This window comes from Rheinheimera aquimaris (genome assembly GCF_020531985.1).
Taxonomy (GTDB): Bacteria; Pseudomonadota; Gammaproteobacteria; order Enterobacterales; family Alteromonadaceae; genus Alishewanella; species Alishewanella aquimaris.
In genome coordinates this window covers 283,008-298,845 of the sequence record NZ_JAJAVQ010000004.1, presented here as the reverse complement: position 1 = coordinate 298,845, position 15,838 = coordinate 283,008, and the positions used below count along the sequence as shown (strand labels likewise).

The 15,838-nt window shown below is 48.7% G+C and carries 16 protein-coding genes; 5 read left to right on the top strand and 11 right to left on the bottom strand.

The features are described from left to right. Positions 1 to 37 precede the first annotated feature (37 nt). The 3 genes from LHL18_RS13930 to LHL18_RS13920 are packed head-to-tail and all read left to right on the top strand — an operon-like array spanning position 38 to position 4,355. Positions 38 to 1,567 carry a cryptochrome/photolyase family protein gene (locus LHL18_RS13930; RefSeq protein WP_226767513.1) on the top strand — a complete coding sequence of 510 codons (1,530 nt, stop codon included), beginning with the start codon at positions 38 to 40 and terminating at the stop codon, positions 1,565 to 1,567. Then, on the top strand, positions 1,564 to 2,847 hold the full coding sequence (locus tag LHL18_RS13925; RefSeq protein ID WP_226767512.1) for a DASH family cryptochrome: 1,284 nt from the start codon (positions 1,564 to 1,566) through the stop codon (positions 2,845 to 2,847). The genes LHL18_RS13930 and LHL18_RS13925 overlap by 4 nt, the downstream gene beginning before the upstream one ends. Then, positions 2,844 to 4,355: an FAD-binding domain-containing protein gene (locus tag LHL18_RS13920; RefSeq protein WP_226767511.1), complete on the top strand. Its 1,512-nt coding sequence runs from the start codon at positions 2,844 to 2,846 to the stop codon at positions 4,353 to 4,355. The genes LHL18_RS13925 and LHL18_RS13920 overlap by 4 nt, the downstream gene beginning before the upstream one ends. Positions 4,356 to 4,361: 6 nt before the next feature. On the opposite strand, the gene LHL18_RS13915 is transcribed toward LHL18_RS13920, so the two are convergent. From LHL18_RS13915 to glnB, 3 genes are read right to left on the bottom strand one after another with little or no spacing between them, the layout of a single operon-like run. Next, a complete protein-coding gene (locus LHL18_RS13915) occupies positions 4,362 to 5,234 on the bottom strand; it encodes a M28 family peptidase (protein WP_226767510.1) in 873 nt (290 codons plus the stop codon). Positions 5,235 to 5,259: 25 nt separating this feature from the next. Beyond that, a complete protein-coding gene (locus LHL18_RS13910; protein ID WP_226767509.1) occupies positions 5,260 to 6,432 on the bottom strand; it encodes a tetratricopeptide repeat protein in 1,173 nt (390 codons plus the stop codon). Positions 6,433 to 6,468: 36 nt separating this feature from the next. Then, entirely contained in the window at positions 6,469 to 6,807 is a 339-nt protein-coding gene (gene glnB, locus LHL18_RS13905) for a nitrogen regulatory protein P-II (RefSeq protein WP_226767508.1), read from the bottom strand. A 149-nt stretch (positions 6,808 to 6,956) separates the two neighbouring features. Between glnB and nadE the strand changes: the two genes are divergently transcribed. Together nadE and LHL18_RS13895 are read left to right on the top strand one after the other, a co-directional pair. Then, positions 6,957 to 7,784: an ammonia-dependent NAD(+) synthetase gene (nadE, locus tag LHL18_RS13900; RefSeq protein ID WP_226767507.1), complete on the top strand. Its 828-nt coding sequence runs from the start codon at positions 6,957 to 6,959 to the stop codon at positions 7,782 to 7,784. An 83-nt stretch (positions 7,785 to 7,867) separates the two neighbouring features. Next, the gene (locus LHL18_RS13895) at positions 7,868 to 8,371 is read left to right on the top strand and encodes a GspH/FimT family pseudopilin (RefSeq protein ID WP_134057464.1); all 504 of its coding nucleotides are present in this window, start codon (positions 7,868 to 7,870) and stop codon (positions 8,369 to 8,371) included. Here LHL18_RS13895 and LHL18_RS13890 read toward each other — a convergent pair whose 3' ends face one another. From LHL18_RS13890 to LHL18_RS13855, 8 genes are all read right to left on the bottom strand, one after another. Next, positions 8,372 to 8,776: a type IV pilin protein gene (locus LHL18_RS13890; RefSeq protein ID WP_134057467.1), complete on the bottom strand. Its 405-nt coding sequence runs from the start codon at positions 8,774 to 8,776 to the stop codon at positions 8,372 to 8,374. It lies immediately after the preceding gene. Further along, positions 8,777 to 9,850 (bottom strand): hypothetical protein, encoded by a 1,074-nt coding sequence (locus LHL18_RS13885; protein WP_226767506.1) that lies wholly within the window; start codon positions 9,848 to 9,850, stop codon positions 8,777 to 8,779. 1 nt (position 9,851) lies between these two features. Beyond that, positions 9,852 to 10,223 (bottom strand): hypothetical protein, encoded by a 372-nt coding sequence (locus LHL18_RS13880; RefSeq protein ID WP_226767505.1) that lies wholly within the window; start codon positions 10,221 to 10,223, stop codon positions 9,852 to 9,854. A gap of 9 nt (positions 10,224 to 10,232) precedes the next feature. Next, the gene (locus tag LHL18_RS13875; protein ID WP_226767504.1) at positions 10,233 to 11,186 is read right to left on the bottom strand and encodes a PilW family protein; all 954 of its coding nucleotides are present in this window, start codon (positions 11,184 to 11,186) and stop codon (positions 10,233 to 10,235) included. A gap of 2 nt (positions 11,187 to 11,188) precedes the next feature. After that, on the bottom strand, positions 11,189 to 11,680 hold the full coding sequence (gene pilV / locus LHL18_RS13870) for a type IV pilus modification protein PilV (protein WP_226767503.1): 492 nt from the start codon (positions 11,678 to 11,680) through the stop codon (positions 11,189 to 11,191). 75 nt (positions 11,681 to 11,755) lie between these two features. Then, the gene (locus tag LHL18_RS13865; RefSeq protein WP_134057477.1) at positions 11,756 to 12,181 is read right to left on the bottom strand and encodes a type IV pilin protein; all 426 of its coding nucleotides are present in this window, start codon (positions 12,179 to 12,181) and stop codon (positions 11,756 to 11,758) included. Continuing rightward, positions 12,178 to 15,306: a pilus assembly protein gene (locus LHL18_RS13860; protein ID WP_226767502.1), complete on the bottom strand. Its 3,129-nt coding sequence runs from the start codon at positions 15,304 to 15,306 to the stop codon at positions 12,178 to 12,180. The genes LHL18_RS13865 and LHL18_RS13860 overlap by 4 nt, the downstream gene beginning before the upstream one ends. A 16-nt stretch (positions 15,307 to 15,322) precedes the next feature. Then, positions 15,323 to 15,835, bottom strand: a complete 513-nt coding sequence (locus tag LHL18_RS13855) for a pilus assembly PilX family protein (RefSeq protein WP_134057482.1) — start codon at positions 15,833 to 15,835, stop codon at positions 15,323 to 15,325. Positions 15,836 to 15,838: the final 3 nt, after the last annotated feature.

The following is a 15,838-nucleotide window of genomic DNA, read 5'->3' as shown; positions in this document are numbered from 1 at the left end:
CGTAACAGCCTGCATTAAACTGCATACAGTGTATATCATGCCAAGACTGATAGTCGTATTGGGTGACCAGTTAAGCCCGGCGTTAGCCAGCCTGCAGCAGCTGCTGCCAGATGACATTATTATGCTGGCCGAAGTAGGCCAGGAAGCTAGCTATGTGAAGCATCACAAGCACAAAATCATCTTACTGTTCAGCGCCATGCGCCACTTTGCGGCAACCTTGCAGCAGCAGGGATACCAAGTGTGTTACATCAAATATGGCGATATTGCCGAAATTATCAGCATGACAGATGCTGTGCTACATGTGCTGGCGCAGCATCCTGCTGTAACGACAGTCATCATTACTGAATGCGGTGAATATCGGTTGCAACAGGAAATTCTCAGCTGGCAGCAGCTGTTAACTGTGCCAGTGACGATCCTCGGCGACGACCGCTTCATCTGCGATCTGGCTCGCTTTGCCAGATGGGCCAAGGGTAAAAAACAGCTCAGAATGGAGTATTTTTACCGCGATATGCGCCGTTATACCGGCTTACTGATGCAAGGTGATAAACCCGAAGGGGGCAAATGGAATTACGACAGCGACAATCGTAAAGCCTGGCCAGAACAGCAACAACCTGATGCGCCGCTCAGCTTTGCGCCCGATGCCATTACTGCTGAAGTCGCTGAGCTGGTGCAGCAGCAATTTGCAGCCAATATGGGCCGCAGTGACAATTTTAGCTATGCGGTAACAGGCAAAGAGGCTCGCGCGGCGTTTTTACACTTTGTAAAGCAGCAACTGCCACAATTTGGTGATTATCAGGATGCCATGCGCCTTGAACAACCGTTTTTACAGCACAGTATCTGTTCGGCCTATTTAAACTGTGGCTTACTGGATGTGCGCTGGATGTGCAATAAAGTACAACAGGCCTATCAGCAAGGGTTGGTACCACTAAATGCGGCTGAAGGTTTTATCCGCCAGTTAATAGGCTGGCGCGAATACGTACGGGGCCTCTACTGGCTGAAAATGCCGGCTTACAAACAAAATAACTTCCTGCATGCGGAGCGTGCTTTGCCCGGATATTACTGGCATGGCAATACCAGCATGCGCTGCATGCAACAGGCGATAAAAAGTACTATTGATCATGCTTACTCGCACCATATTCAGCGACTGATGATCACCGGCAACTTTGCCCTGCTGGCAGGCTTGTCAGTCGATGAAATGACAGACTGGTATCTGGCCGTTTATGCCGATGCCTATGAATGGGTGGAACTACCCAACACCCTTGGCATGGCATTATTTGCTGATGGAGGCATGCTGGCGTCAAAGCCTTATGCAGCAAGCGGCGCTTACATCAACCGGATGAGCAACTACTGTAAACACTGCAGTTACAACGTAAAAAACATCACTGGGCAGGATGCCTGCCCGTTTAATGCGCTGTACTGGGACTTTTTGCAGCGTAATCAGCAGCGGCTGTCGGCCAACCCGCGTCTGGCGCTGGCATATGCAAACTGGCACAAACGTAGCGATGAAGACAAAGCCCATATTCTGGCCAAAGCCGCTCAGACACTGGATACGCTGGAGCAGTTATGAGTGTGAGTCTGATCCTGTTAAATGACACCTTGCGACTGCACGACAACCCTTTGTTGCATATTGCTGATGGCGGCAGCGCTAAAGCAGCTGTTATAGTGTTAAACCGGCATGCATTCTTCGCCCAGCAATATGGTATCAAGCGCGCAAACCTGCAACGACTGCAGCAACAACTATCCGTTATCCGCTCACTGAGCAATGCTCTGGCAGCGCGAAATATTGGCCTTATTACCCTGTTTGGTGATACGGCGCAGAGCCTGCTAAAACTGGCTCAGCAACTGGGTGCAACACGCCTGTACTGCGCCAAGCCGGTAGCGACCTATGAATACGCTGCAATAGCCAGGCTGTCACAGCAGCTCAGTGTCACCACGCTCGATTGCAACTCCCTGCTCGGTACCACGTCAGATCCCGGGTTGGCAAAACTGCCAGACAGCTTTACCGCCTTTCGTAAACAATACGAGCCATCGCTGCAGGTTGCTCTCCCAGTTGACATTGCAATGCCGGACGACACCTGGCTTACACCTGCTCAGACAGCGCGTTACAATGCTGACTTTACTCAGTTACTACAACAGTATCTACCGCACCAGCTGCAGTTTAAAGCCAGCGAAGACGCGGCCATGGCTCACCTGAAGCACTATATCTGGCAACAGCGACATATTTTGCACTACAAAGACAGCCGTAATCAGCTGATTGGAAAACACTATGCCAGTTTTAGTTCTTCTGCACTGGCACTGGGCAGCTTGTCGGTACGCTGGTTATGGCACGAAATTGAACGTTTCGAGCAGCAAATCCTGGCAAATGACTCAACCTACTGGCTGAAGTTTGAGCTGTTGTGGCGCGAGTTCTTCCGTTGGCAATTCCGCAAATATGACGCTCGCTGGTTTAGCAAAGGCGGCATTCAGAGCCAAATCAACTTCACCGCGCCGGTATTGAACACCGACCAGCAACAGCATTTTCGTAACTGGTGCAGTGCGAATACCGGCAATGCCTTTATCGATGCCAATATGACCCTGTTAAATCAAACCGGTTTAATGAGTAACCGTGGCAGACAAAATGTTGCCAGTTATCTTATCCACGACTTAGGTATTGACTGGCGCCTGGGCGCAGCTTACTTCGAACAGCGCCTGCTGGATTATGACTGTGCCAGCAATTGGGGTAATTGGGCTTACATTGCCGGCACCGGCAATAGTCAGGCCCGCCACTTTAATGTGCAAAAGCAGGCACAACTTTACGACCCGGATGGCAGCTTTGTTCATGCGATAACGGGCGTGCTGGCATTATGACGGCTTTAGTCTGGTTTAAGCGAGATCTGCGAATTGATGATCACCAACCGTTGTATCAGGCTGCCCGCCATGGCGCAGTACTGCCGGTTTATATTATTGAACCTGACTATTGGCAGCAAAGTGATGTGTCGTTACGGCACTGGCAATTTATATCTGCCGCGCTTATGCAGTTAAATACAAAACTTCAGGCGCTTGGCCAGCCACTATTAATCGCAAAGGGCCCAGCCACAACCGTACTTAGCCGCTTATGCCAGCAATATGGTATCAGTGCTGTGTATAGCCATGAAGAAACAGGTAACCTATGGACCTACCAGCGCGATCTTGCCGTAAAGCGTTTATTGCTAAGCCTGAATATTCCCTGGCATCAACACCGCCAGTTCGCTGTATTCCGGCCGTTAAGCAGCCGTGATGACTGGTTTACGCTGGCTGACAACTGGCTCAAATCTGCAGTTACGCCCACTGTCAGCTCGCTGCCCTTTATCGTGCAGCCCAACTGGAACTTATCTGCGCTGGCGCCAACCCGCACGACAGATCTGCCACTTTGCCAATCGTGGCAAAGTGCTACAGCCGCAACACAGACTTGCAACAGCTTTTTTGCCACACGCTGCAGTGACTACCGCCAGCATATATCACTACCGGCACAGGCGGTACAAAGCTGCTCCCGGCTTAGTCCTTTTATTAGCTATGGCATGCTCAGCCTCCGACAATTACAACAGCAAAGCTATCTGGCCATGAAAACGACAAAAAAGCCGCGGCAAATACAAGGTTTGCAAGCGTTCTTCAGCCGGTTGCGCTGGCATTGCCACTTTATACAAAAGCTGGAGGATGAACCGGCTATTGAATTTTTTAACATGCACCGCGGCTTCGATGGTCTGCGTGAAACAGATTTTAACCCCGCTTATTTCCACGCCTGGAAGACCGGCACGACAGGCTATCCACTAATTGATGCAGCAATGCGTAGCCTGCTGGCCACCGGCTGGCTGCACTTTCGTGCCCGCGCTATGCTGGTCGCATTCGCAAGTTATCATTTGTGGCTGCATTGGCGGCCTGTTGCTTTGCATCTGGCCCAATGCTTTATAGATTACGAACCTGGTATCCACTATCCGCAAATTCAGATGCAGGCAGGTACGACAGGGATTAACCCAAACCGCATGTATAACCCGATAATACAAAGCCAGCAAAAAGATGCCAGAGGGCTATTTATCAGGCAATGGTTACCAGAGCTTGGCTCAGTGCCTGACAGCTGGATCCACACCCCCTGGCTGATGCCGCTATCAATGCAACAGCAACACGGCTGCCTGATAGGCCTTGATTACCCGGCACCGGTGGTTGAATTGCATCGGGCTCAGCAAAGCGCCAGAGCAAAATTAAGTCAGTGGTTAACGCAGCAGGATCATCTTCGCTGGCAACAACAACAGCAGGCTGTGTTTATCCGCCACGCCAGCCGAAAACGGCCGGTTGCGAATAAAACTAATAACGTTAAAAATCAGCTTAGTTTTAACTGGTAACCATGACTACTGGCTTTTTAGAGCAGCTGGCGGCTGTTGTTCCAGCCATTGCGCAGTGCGCCAGATGGCCTGCATGGCCATCGCCAGAAAATCAGGGTCTATTTTTTGCCAGGTGTCTTCAGGGGTATGGTAATCAGGATGCTCGTGACCGCCAAAAAATAAATAGCGGATGCCAGCACGGTGAAAAGGGCCATGATCGCTGGCTTCTGGCCAGTCATAGCGCGTATTGCTGCGGATAGTACGTGGCGGTCCGCTGTGAGACAGAAACTGTACCTTACCAAACTCAGTGCCCAACAGCGACATTAAAGCAGGATACCGCTTAGCCCCTGTCAGATACAGCCTGCCGCGCTTACCAGCACGCCCAATCATATCAAGGTTCAGGTTTAATACGATGCTACTTAGCTCAACCGGCGGGTTGGCCACAAAAGCTTTGCTGCCGTAGAGGCCATTTTCTTCAGCATCTGTTGCCAGGAAAATATAGGAATAAGCCGGGCACACTTCTGACAATCTGGCAGCAAGTTCAAGCAGCGCTGCAACCCCGGACGCATTGTCATCTGCGCCAAAGAATATTTTATGCCCTGTTTTTCCGAGGTGATCATAGTGTGCACTGACTACAATGTACTGCTGCGGATAGCGGCATCCTTGCCGGTAAGCCAGCATATTAACGCCTGTTTTTTCCTGCCAGCCGGCATATAAAAAGGCTTGCTGGTAACCCCCATTAAACGAAGAAAGCCCTAAGGACTGATAGCGCTGATTGATAAAGTGCCGGGCCATTTCAGCACCGGCAGAACCCGTTTCCCGGCCTTGCATGTCTGCACTGCTGAGTTGGCGGATATCTTCCAATAATTGACCTGAGGCATTCTGTACAACAAATAACAATACACAGCAGAACCGGCGTATCACCTTAATGCCTGCTTTGATATAACTTCAGTGCCTGCAACTTAGCATCATAACGCTGGCGAGTGCTCTCTGTCGGCGCCAGCGCTGCAGCGGCAGCAAGTACTTCACCAGCTTTATCAAGCTGATGATTACGATATAGAGCGGCAGCCAGCTCTAAATGCAGCTGATGAAGATCAGGCGCCTGCCTGACTGCTTTAGAAAAATAAGCTACCGCTTGCGAATATTGTTTCTGCTTTGTTGCGGTTTGTCCCATTAAGTACCACAGATAAGGATCGTATTCTTCTGATTCACGCAGCGATTGCAGCATTGCATCAGCCTGAAGAGTGTCCCCGGTACTTAGCTTTAGTAAAGCGTAGTTGCTTAGCAGTGTTGCTTTATTTGTCGCAACACTGAGGCCATACTGATAAAACTGTTCAGCCAGCTCCGGCTGTCGCATGCGCCGGTGTACTACCGCTACCAGATTAATCACGCTACTGTACTGGGCATCATATTTAAGGGCGGCATTTAATAAAGCCAGCGCCTGATCATACTTTTTTGCTAATACCGAGTCAGCTGCCAGATTGCGGTAAAACATAGCGATAAACGTCTGCTGCGAAATACGGGGGCCGGTTAGATCACCCGACGAAGGCAGATAATCGACAATGATAGCCGGCTTAACAAAGTAAATAACCCCCTTTTCAGGAACAAAGTCAGGATCGTACAGAAAAGTGCGGACATGATCTGACGACAGCATATAATCATTTTTCATGCTGAAAACCGGCGCCGATATAATAGTCTGAAATTCTGCTTGCACCCCTGCTATATCCGCTAAGGCTTTGGTCAGAACCGCCAGAGAGATGCAGTTACCGCTTTTATTGGCATAAGCTTCCCGCGCAGTGTAATTTTTCCCCAGATAATTAAAGCCCGCAGAGTACTGCGCCAGAAACTTAAATACTCTGCGATGCCCCGGTATGCCCTGCATTTCAGCCGAATTAAAATACTGCAGGAATTCAGCTTGCTGCTGTGCTGTAAGGCCAAATATATCGTCAAGAGAGGGAACCTGAACCGATGCATCAGCCATAGCTGCTGAGTAAGGTACAGACACTTCTACCCGGGACGGAGCCGAAGGTTTTACTGCACAGGCCGTGAGCAATAGCGGGGCGCTGAACACAACTAACAAAGACCGCAGAATAATCATAACCTTAACGTTTTCTGTTAATTAATTATTAACCTGTTATATCGCATCTTCATCTTCTTCGCCAGTGCGGATACGGATCACCCTTTCAACGTCAAACACAAAAATCTTACCGTCGCCAATGCGGCCGGTTTGTGCCGTCTTGATAATGGCTTCGATACAACGCTCTGTCTGTTCATCGGGTACCACAATCTCCAACTTCACTTTCGGCAAAAAATCCACCATATACTCTGCACCACGGTAAAGCTCTGTGTGGCCTTTTTGGCGGCCAAAGCCTTTTACTTCAGTCACAGTCATGCCGGTGATACTAATATCAGCAAGCGCTTCACGCACATCGTCCAGCTTAAAAGGTTTAATGATGGCTTCAATCTTTTTCATTGTAATATCCGTCTGTTAAGCAGCGCAGTAAGCTGCAGTATAATACAAGGCTAAGCACTGTTCAGCTGTTAATCGCCAACAATCACTTGATCTGATACGGGTATAGCACGGTAAGATAGGCCTGTATTTTCAGCAGAGGCCCAAACAGGATGAACGCAGCACAGATTATCGCCGAAATGCGGGTATTGCCGCAGATAGACCCACAGTTCGAAATTCGCCGCCGCATAGACTTTATTAAACAACGGCTGACAGCTTCAGGCCTCAAAACGCTTGTGCTTGGCATCAGCGGCGGGATCGATTCGACAACGTGTGGTCGTTTAGCTCAACTGGCTGTCGAAGAGTTAAACCATACTTCTGCGGACTATCAGTTTATCGCTGTGCGCTTGCCTTATGCTACCCAAAAAGACGAGGCGGAAGCACAACAGGCAGTCGATTTTATCCGCCCCTCTAAAGCGCTATCTGTCAATGTACAGCCCGGCGCAGATGCAATTCATCAGGCAACCTGGAGTGCTATGGCGGCACAGGGATTAGCCACCGCATCTGACGCTCAGGCTGATTTTGCTAAGGGCAATGTTAAAGCCCGTACCCGCATGGTTATTCAGTACCATATTGCCGCATTAACCGGCGGTTTGGTATTGGGCACTGATCATTCAGCTGAGAATATCACTGGCTTTTACACTAAATGGGGGGATGGAGCCTGCGACATGGCGCCATTGTTTGGTTTAAGTAAACGTCAGGTACGGTTGATTGGCAAAACCCTTGGTGCTCCTGAAGTATTGGTCGGAAAAACCCCGACAGCCGATTTAGAATGTATGGCGCCACAGAAAGCTGATGAAGCAGCACTTGGTCTGACTTACGAGCAAATAGACGATTTTCTTGAGGGTAAACTGGTAGAAAGTGAAGTTAGTGATAAGTTGATTGGCATTTATCTGAAAACGCAGCACAAGCGCCAGGCCATTCCCACTATTTACGATTAACCACAATTATATTTAAAATAAAAGTTACATTTAATTAAAATAAACTATGCTTTTTGTCGGAGCCTTTCTGCAGGAAGCATAGTATGCCATCAACATCATCACAGGGTTTCAGCTTTCCAGAATTAATGGTGACGCTGGCGATACTGGTTATTTTTGCCACCACTGCAGTACCGGCTATGTCTGCTTTTATTGACCAACAACGTGCCAGTGCCTATGTCCGTCAATTTAGTCAACATTTGGCTTATGCCCGCGTTGCAGCCACAAGCAGCAACTTACCAGTAAGGGTCTGCCCGATGGCTGACGGAGCGTGTTCAGATCAATGGCACAGTGCCCCGGTGCAGCTGACATTGCAGTATCCTGATGCCAGCACGCAGTTACTCAAAGAGTTGCCTTCCGTCAGCACTGCCCACAAATTAAAATTCAACCGCGATGCTATTACATTTCGCCGGGATGGCAGTTTGAATGGTTTTGAGAATGGCACTTTTATCTATTGTGGAAAAGAAGATGCGAAATGGCATTATACCCTTACAGTAAATCAGGCTGGTCGAAACAGGTTAAATAAGATTGCCTCACCCTGCCCTGAATGACTACTCCCAGCAGTGCAGACTTTGCGGCTGTCCGGCATTTCGCTGCCCGATGTGGTTTAGAGTAAACAGTAAACAATCTGCATCCGCCCGCTGTGAACCTTGTGCCTGCGCCGCCAACAGATATCCCTGACGACTGTCGGTCAATGTCAACTCAAACCTATACCGCAGCCCAGCTGCAGGTAAACCAAGTGCCTGCAAATCTGCAGCATAATTACCATAATCAGCCAGATACTGCTCCTGTGCGTTAGCAAGCTGAAACAACTGAGTAATGGCTTGCGAACGATAACTTCGCAATACATGTTGCTGATAAGACGGATAGCATATGGCAGCGAGAATGCCTAATATGGCAAGGCTTACCAGCAACTCGATCAGACTAAAACCGGCATATTTCTTCGCAAATAACATTTAATGGGCATCCTGCTCAGCCTGAAAAGTAGCCAGTCTGAGAATACGTGGGAAGGGCTGATGATAAACAGCTGTTACACAATCAGCACAGCTGGCATCAATAGCCAACAGCTCAGTGAGTAGCGTTTGCTGTTGTGTGGCATGCTGCAGACTAAGAACCAGGCTTCCCTGCTCATTCTCAGTTAAAATCAAACTGCCCCGCTCCTGTTGAGTTATATCTCTGTTACGCCTGCTATAGACCAGGCCTGCATGATGAAGATGAAAAGCGTGCAACTGGCTTTGCGCATCATCGGTCAAAGAGCAGTCTGCACCGACGGCAGTAGGCTGAGCGCCGGTAAGGTACACTACGCCAGCATAAACTTCTGGTTTAGCGATGACCCGCTGATTAAGCTTTACGTACCAACCGCCACCTTGTTGAATTTGCTGCCATAGCTGCTCTGCTATGCCATAGCGTGGTTCATCAGCATCCAGCTCAGTTCTGTCAGTTAAATCAGTCACTTGCCAGGGCGTGTCCCGTTGTTCAGTATGCTTAACCGCCAGCAGAATATCGCCTTGCGCAGCAGACCCGGTAACTAACAGCATGGTGTGCCGCCGCATGGCGCCCAAACCATCAGGCGCCAAAACTTGCACCAGCTGCAAAGGTTGGCGGAACACCGCCTCTGTCTCGCTGAAATCAGCCAGCAGCACTGGCTCAGAAAAACCACTGCGGTTCAATCTGATAAACCATAGTAATCCACTGACATCGACGACATAGACTGCATCCGTAATCCCGTCGTAATCCAGGTCTAACAGCACTGGCTGCGCTTTTATACTGCTGATTTGACCAGAAAAAGTTGGCCACTCTGATATCTGCCCAAGTAATGCAAAGCTTTCGGCACTGTGCATTTTTAACACACCATCTGCATCAGGTACCTGAAGCTCAACATTATTACTCAGCAGCACTTGCCGGGTACTTTGCGCGTCAGCCAATGAGGGCAACGTTGCCGCGACCGGCCCCGGTTCGTTTAAGTCACAGCCAATACTGATACCCGGCAACAACAGGGTGATAACCGCAATCAATCTGGACAGTGTCATATTAATTATCCTGCACGGCCAAATGCTGTTTCAGCATAATACTGCTGTAACCCGCGTAAAATTGGCGATTGTCAGAATACGTATCAGTGCTGAGATAAAATACTTCACAGCGCAAAGCGCCGGCAGACCAACCCGCATACTGAGCCGGGCAGTCCGCCATAACCTCTGTTGGTTCGGCGTTATCATCAGCCAGCGCGTTAGCCTGAGTGAAGTGTTGCTGTAATGCTTGCTGAGAGACCTTTAGTTGTTGCTGCCCCGCCAAAGCCGCTTTATAGCTGAGCTGGCTGATCAGCAAACTGGCCGTTACCAGTAATGTCATGACAAGTAAAAACACCAGTGCCAATACCAGCACCATCCCCTTCATCTGCGTCATATTGTGCTCCTACAGCGCTGCATTATTAAAATAAACACTGCTGCTGATAAGTAGTCGCCGGTAATGGTCACCAGGCGCCACAAACTGCTCAATCCCCATGTCATAGCGCTGCTGATTAACATAGTGCTGATCGGGGTCGCGGGCACGCAACAGTATATGATACTTAAGGCTCACGATTCTGCCGGAGCGCTGCGACCACAACTCTGCAGGCATTTGCCTGGTTGCAAGGTTAAAATTCAGCTTGCCATCAAAATCGCTATCTATGCCAAATTCAAAGTGCATGCGCTCAACGCCATCCAGCACTGAATCAGTACTGATCACCGCATTCCCGGCCTGGTTTCTTGTCAGCCGTTTACGCATCAATACAGGTATAGTCGCGCCATCGACCCGTTGCTGCTGCAAATAGAACACCAGATGCTGATAGGGAAAATATCCATAACGCTCGTTCAGCATGGGGCTGCCGCCGTCTACGAATCTGCTGTGCTGCCAGTCTGTTTCCAGATAAAACCTGTTCTGCCGCATCTCGCCCGGCTCAGTCTTTGCCCCGACAAGACGTTTTAGCTGCAATAATTCTGTCTGCGGTAGCGGGTTGGAAATACAGTTCAGTTGACGCCCGGCACCGGTTGTCTGCGCGTACAAAGTGACAAAATCCTGCGCTGGCTGAGGAAAGCTGCCACTGTCCAGCAGTTGCTCAACACAATCTCCGGCCGGTGCGGCTGGCACAGGGAAAGCAAGCGCAGCTAAGGGATCTGAGCGCCCTCCCCAAAAGCCAACATTCGCCAATTCATTTTGAAATAACGTCATGACTAATTGCGCATTTTGCTGCAACTCTGCCAGTTGGTTTGCTTGACGGGCAGAGCGACTGGCTACACTAAAGGCAGTTACTGCCATGCTCATCAATAAAAGGCCCAGCAACATTGCTATCATTAGCTCGGTTAACGTAAACCCACTGTGGTGCTTCATGCTTATTGCCCACCGCCCAGGATGACAAAAGCACTGCGCCCTGTTGCGGCTTCACAACCCGTCACAGCCGCAGAGATCACGCCGCGTTGCTGCCAACTTACCGCAAGCAATAAAGCCCCGGCTTGTTGTTGCAGACAAAAAGCCGGGTTAAGCAAACTGGCGCCAGCTGATGTTTGCAGGCTATGCGCCCAACTATTCAGTTGGGAAGCTGCAACTTGTTCGGCTGTACAGGCATGGTCAAAATTACATGTGGGATCAGAAGGAAGTTCAGATTGACGGGTTATTTGTGGCCCTAGCATCACTGCCAAACGCGGATTAGCACGAACCTCACTAAACAAGCCATGGCTCAATGCTATGGCCTGAGTACGCTGAATGGCGTCCTGCAACTGGCGTAAGCTAAATGTCTGCGCAGCTAAGACACCAAGTAAGCCAACTTTTAAAATCAGTAAAGTAACCAGTACTTCGACTAAGCTAAATCCATGTTGTAACCGCATATCCGTATGCCAAAGGTTAAAATTAACCTTAAAGTTACAACATTATTTCAATAAATCAAATTTGGATTTAAAAAATCACCAACATTGCCGCACTACTGCCGCGTCAAAACCACCATTAGCACCTTTTCGTCCGGCTTGATTCAATGTCAAAGTGCCACAGTCGTCCTGCTGGAGAGTTGTTGGCACTGCTTGTAAAGTATAGGTGCGCTGCCCTAGCGCTGCATCAACCGAGCTAAATTGGTACCTTGCCGACAGTTGCTCCGCGCATTGCAACTGTGGCAGTGCAAAACCTGCAGGGTTATAACGCATATTCTGGGTGTAGTTACGCTCCATAAATTGCGCGAATTCGTTCAGACAAGCAGCTGCTGCGGCCCGATTCGACCTGATCACATACGCCTGATAAGACGGCAACGCTATCGCGGCAAGGATACCAACTATAGCCACCGCAATCATAAGTTCAACCAAGGTAAATCCATTTTTTCTATTAGATATGAAACTCATTGATTAATTACCTCACGCCAAGACAAACGCCCTCGTTTTATCTGCAAATTAACGCGCCCTTTGTCAATTGCTACCCTTGAGTCGCCAACCAGCATCTCGTCACCAACAAACACAGGTTCACCAGGCATACCTTGGAATTTAACACCGCTCGCAGCAACGTTCTCTGGCAATGCGTCTGAATCTTCAAACTTATCATCTCGCGATAAGTCAAAGAAATGATATTTAAGCCGCCCACCAGAGAATGGGTCTATCGCCATAATCCAGCCGTCGCCAAGTGGGTTACACAGGTCTACATCTGGGATAATGGTATTCATAACAAGATTTGAGCCTACCAACCTTGGTTTTGATGTTATCCGCTCACGGTCATCAACCAGATCCATTACCCAGCCACGCTTACCATTCAAATCATTTACACCAGCGATAGGAACACTTCTACCTTCACGCACCTCTCCAGTATCGGGATTCGTGTAGCTGACATTCGTCATTGTTCGGTCTACTAGTTGAGAGCGGGAACCTATCAAACTGCCGTCGGTAATTCCATACCAACTTTGGGTATCTGAATTGATGCTATCACCGCTTTCGAGGAACTTACCGGTACCGAAGAATACCCACAACTGAGCTGTTTCAGGGTGACTGCTTAGTGTTAATCCACCTGTAATCGGCTGTGCTTTACCAGATTTATCTTTCGCGATAAATAACGGAGTATTACCATAATCAACTTTCCAAGACGATGTTGAAGCTCCTGACAGATCAAACTTCCAGATATTGCCGTTCAGATCACCGGCAAAAAACCAATCTGTGTTGCCGTTACCATTTGCGTCCCATCCTTCAATCTGACCTAGCCCATTCGATGACGCTGGAGTTTCTATTTTAACTACTGGTTCAGAGGCAGCTTTTTCAATATCAATTACCAGCAAGCCATTTTTCCCGGTACTGTTGTTGTAACCATAAGGTAAAACTGCAGCCCACCGATCACCGTTCAATCTGGTAATAACAGGTTTTGACGTCACAAGGCCAATTTCCGGTACAGTCAAATCCCATAGTAGTTTAACATCAGCAGGATTTGTCACATCCAGCGCTATAATGCTATTGCCCCCTCGACCTAAAGTCGTTATCAATACACTGCGCCAGGCACCATTGATATATACATCGTTAACAGTAGGAGAGCCATCAACAAAAAACTTATGTTCGTAATCCAGACTGGCGAAGGTCGCTAACTTAGAACCTGAAGAGACAAACTTACGCGGAACATAAGCGAAAGTTTCCTGGCCTTTCGTGGCGCTGCCAGCATCAGCGTTGAAGCCATGCAGCATGCCATCATTTGCGCCTATATAAATAACGGGCGCCCTGTTTTTATGATCGCTCAGAAACTTCACATAACTTGACGCACCTGTCCAGTTATACCGCTGATAATTACGATTTTGTGGTGCAGCCACATACAGCGGAGATGAGTGAGCGATATCACCGAGTAACGAAACCCTCTCGCGGAATATTCCTGCTGGGTTAGCAGTCGTTTTTTCCTTACTCCGGTTTCCACGTAAATAGTCTACGACATCAGCACTACCTAATACGGTTTGCTCCGAACCGTTTAACTGCGCCCATGCAAAAGGAATCATCGTATTATTTCTTGAGGTATAGATCTTACGCGTGTTCCAAACCGGAAAGTTCGCGCTCCACTGCACCTTGGTTAAGTCATCAACGTCCCTACTGACTAAATCGCCAGTCCAGCTTTTGGTATTAAAAGATGCCTGAAACACACTATTATCTTCTTGCAAAGAAGTGGTAGTAGCAGATAGGTTCGTTGCAGAAGCCGTTCTTAGCTGCAGATTTTTCAGGGTGTCGGTCAGCTCAGTAGCAAATTCTGTAGGACTTTTGGCACTGAAAAAGCCGCCTTTGCCGTTTACCGCAGCATGAATAAAATCGTCGACCTTACCAGGATCATCTGCGCAGGTACTACATCCGGGATTGGTCCATCCGGAAGCATTTGGCTCCCAGTTTTTAACAGTGTTGTATACCAAGTCACCTTCAACACCCAGACCAACTGTGTAAGTCACCATATGCTGCCAGTCCGCATCACTGGCGGTTGGCGTAGGGACATTATCTTTTAAATCAGCTCTTAAATCTTTTTTCCAATATTCATAAGCCACATCAGCCAGTGTATTAGAGTAGCCGTCGCCATCACTATTACCTACACCAGGCGAAGTTGACTCATTCCAGCCACCATCACTCATCAATATTGCAAAGTTCTGCCGGCAAGATACCAAGCCACTATTATCGTCAGTCGGCACAGTCAGATAGGGCTCATCTGTTTTATAATAATCACCAACTTTTTTTAAGGCGCCACGTAGTGGGGTAGAACCGCTGGCACCTTCACCATACAACCAAGTAAAAAAGTTTGACCTTGGTGTTCCAGCAAAAGCCAGAACCCCCCTCTTAACCGGATTGTTGTTAATCGCCCCATAGCCAACCCGCATCGATTCTGGCAAGGTTGAAAATGCCCGACCGATACCGGCCCTTGCGGCCATTTTTCTGTCTCGATAATAGCTATACCAGATGGCGAAGTTATTCTGAATTGTTGTACTTTGGTCGGCTACTTTGTAGCGCTTATAACACCGGTAGTCTTCCGGGTCGTTACTCGTACATTGCGTTTTATCATATAAATAGTAATCAGCTTCACCTGAAGAACCACAGTAGTCACTCGAGTTTTCCCAAGTCGCTCTGAAGCTCGTTTTTAAATTAACCGATCCACTCTTCGCGTAACCATCCTTCCATGCCGAAGTAAAAGTTGGTGTGCTAAAAGGATTTCCATTAGCTTGCGGTGGCACAACATATGTTTCCGCAGGATTGAAATACGCTTTGTTATAATCAGGTGACCTACCGAGAGCTCGTTTCGACGTATCTGACCCATCTGCGCAGACGCCCTTGATGCCATCAGGCAAGTAGCTTCTGGCCATTGAACCCGAGTCGTCCAGCACGAACATTAAGTTTACCGGCACATCACTACCTGTTTGCAGTGGTACATCTGGTATAGTCAAATCTGCTGCTGCAACCCCGCAAGCCACACCAAAATAAAGCCCGGATGAAAAAACGATCAGTTTGGAAAACCAATTATTTCCGTTCGACATGTTAATACTCCCGCGCTTACAAACGCCAAATAGATTGCATTACTACCAGAGCCCTGTCGTTAGCAGGTACTGAACGGGCGGTAATACGAAAAGTGGGTGACAAACAATCTGTTTCGATAGTGGTTGCCCTGGCACAGTCAGGTTTAGCCGGTGATGGCCAATCTCCCATATATTCCACAATGTATTGTGCTTGCGGCGCCATATTCTGATTAATTACCGGAGCATCAACCCAAACCGTTGCCGCATTTGTCCAACGGTCGACTTCACCAACTACCGGCAAGCCATAAAAACCCGGCAGCACACCAGCTGATGCAGCTGGGTTTGGCATCAACCCCGTTAACAGTTGCTCTCCGGCTCGAAGCGCTGACTCAATTTGTTGTACTGCCAGTTGCCTCTCATACAGATTTGAAGTCATACGCTCCTGCGTAGTGGAGCGTTGCATACTAGAGATCGTCAGTATCGTAATTGCCAGTAGCAACAACAAACTGACGATAAGAGCTACACCATGTTGAGATCTTAGACTTCTCATTTT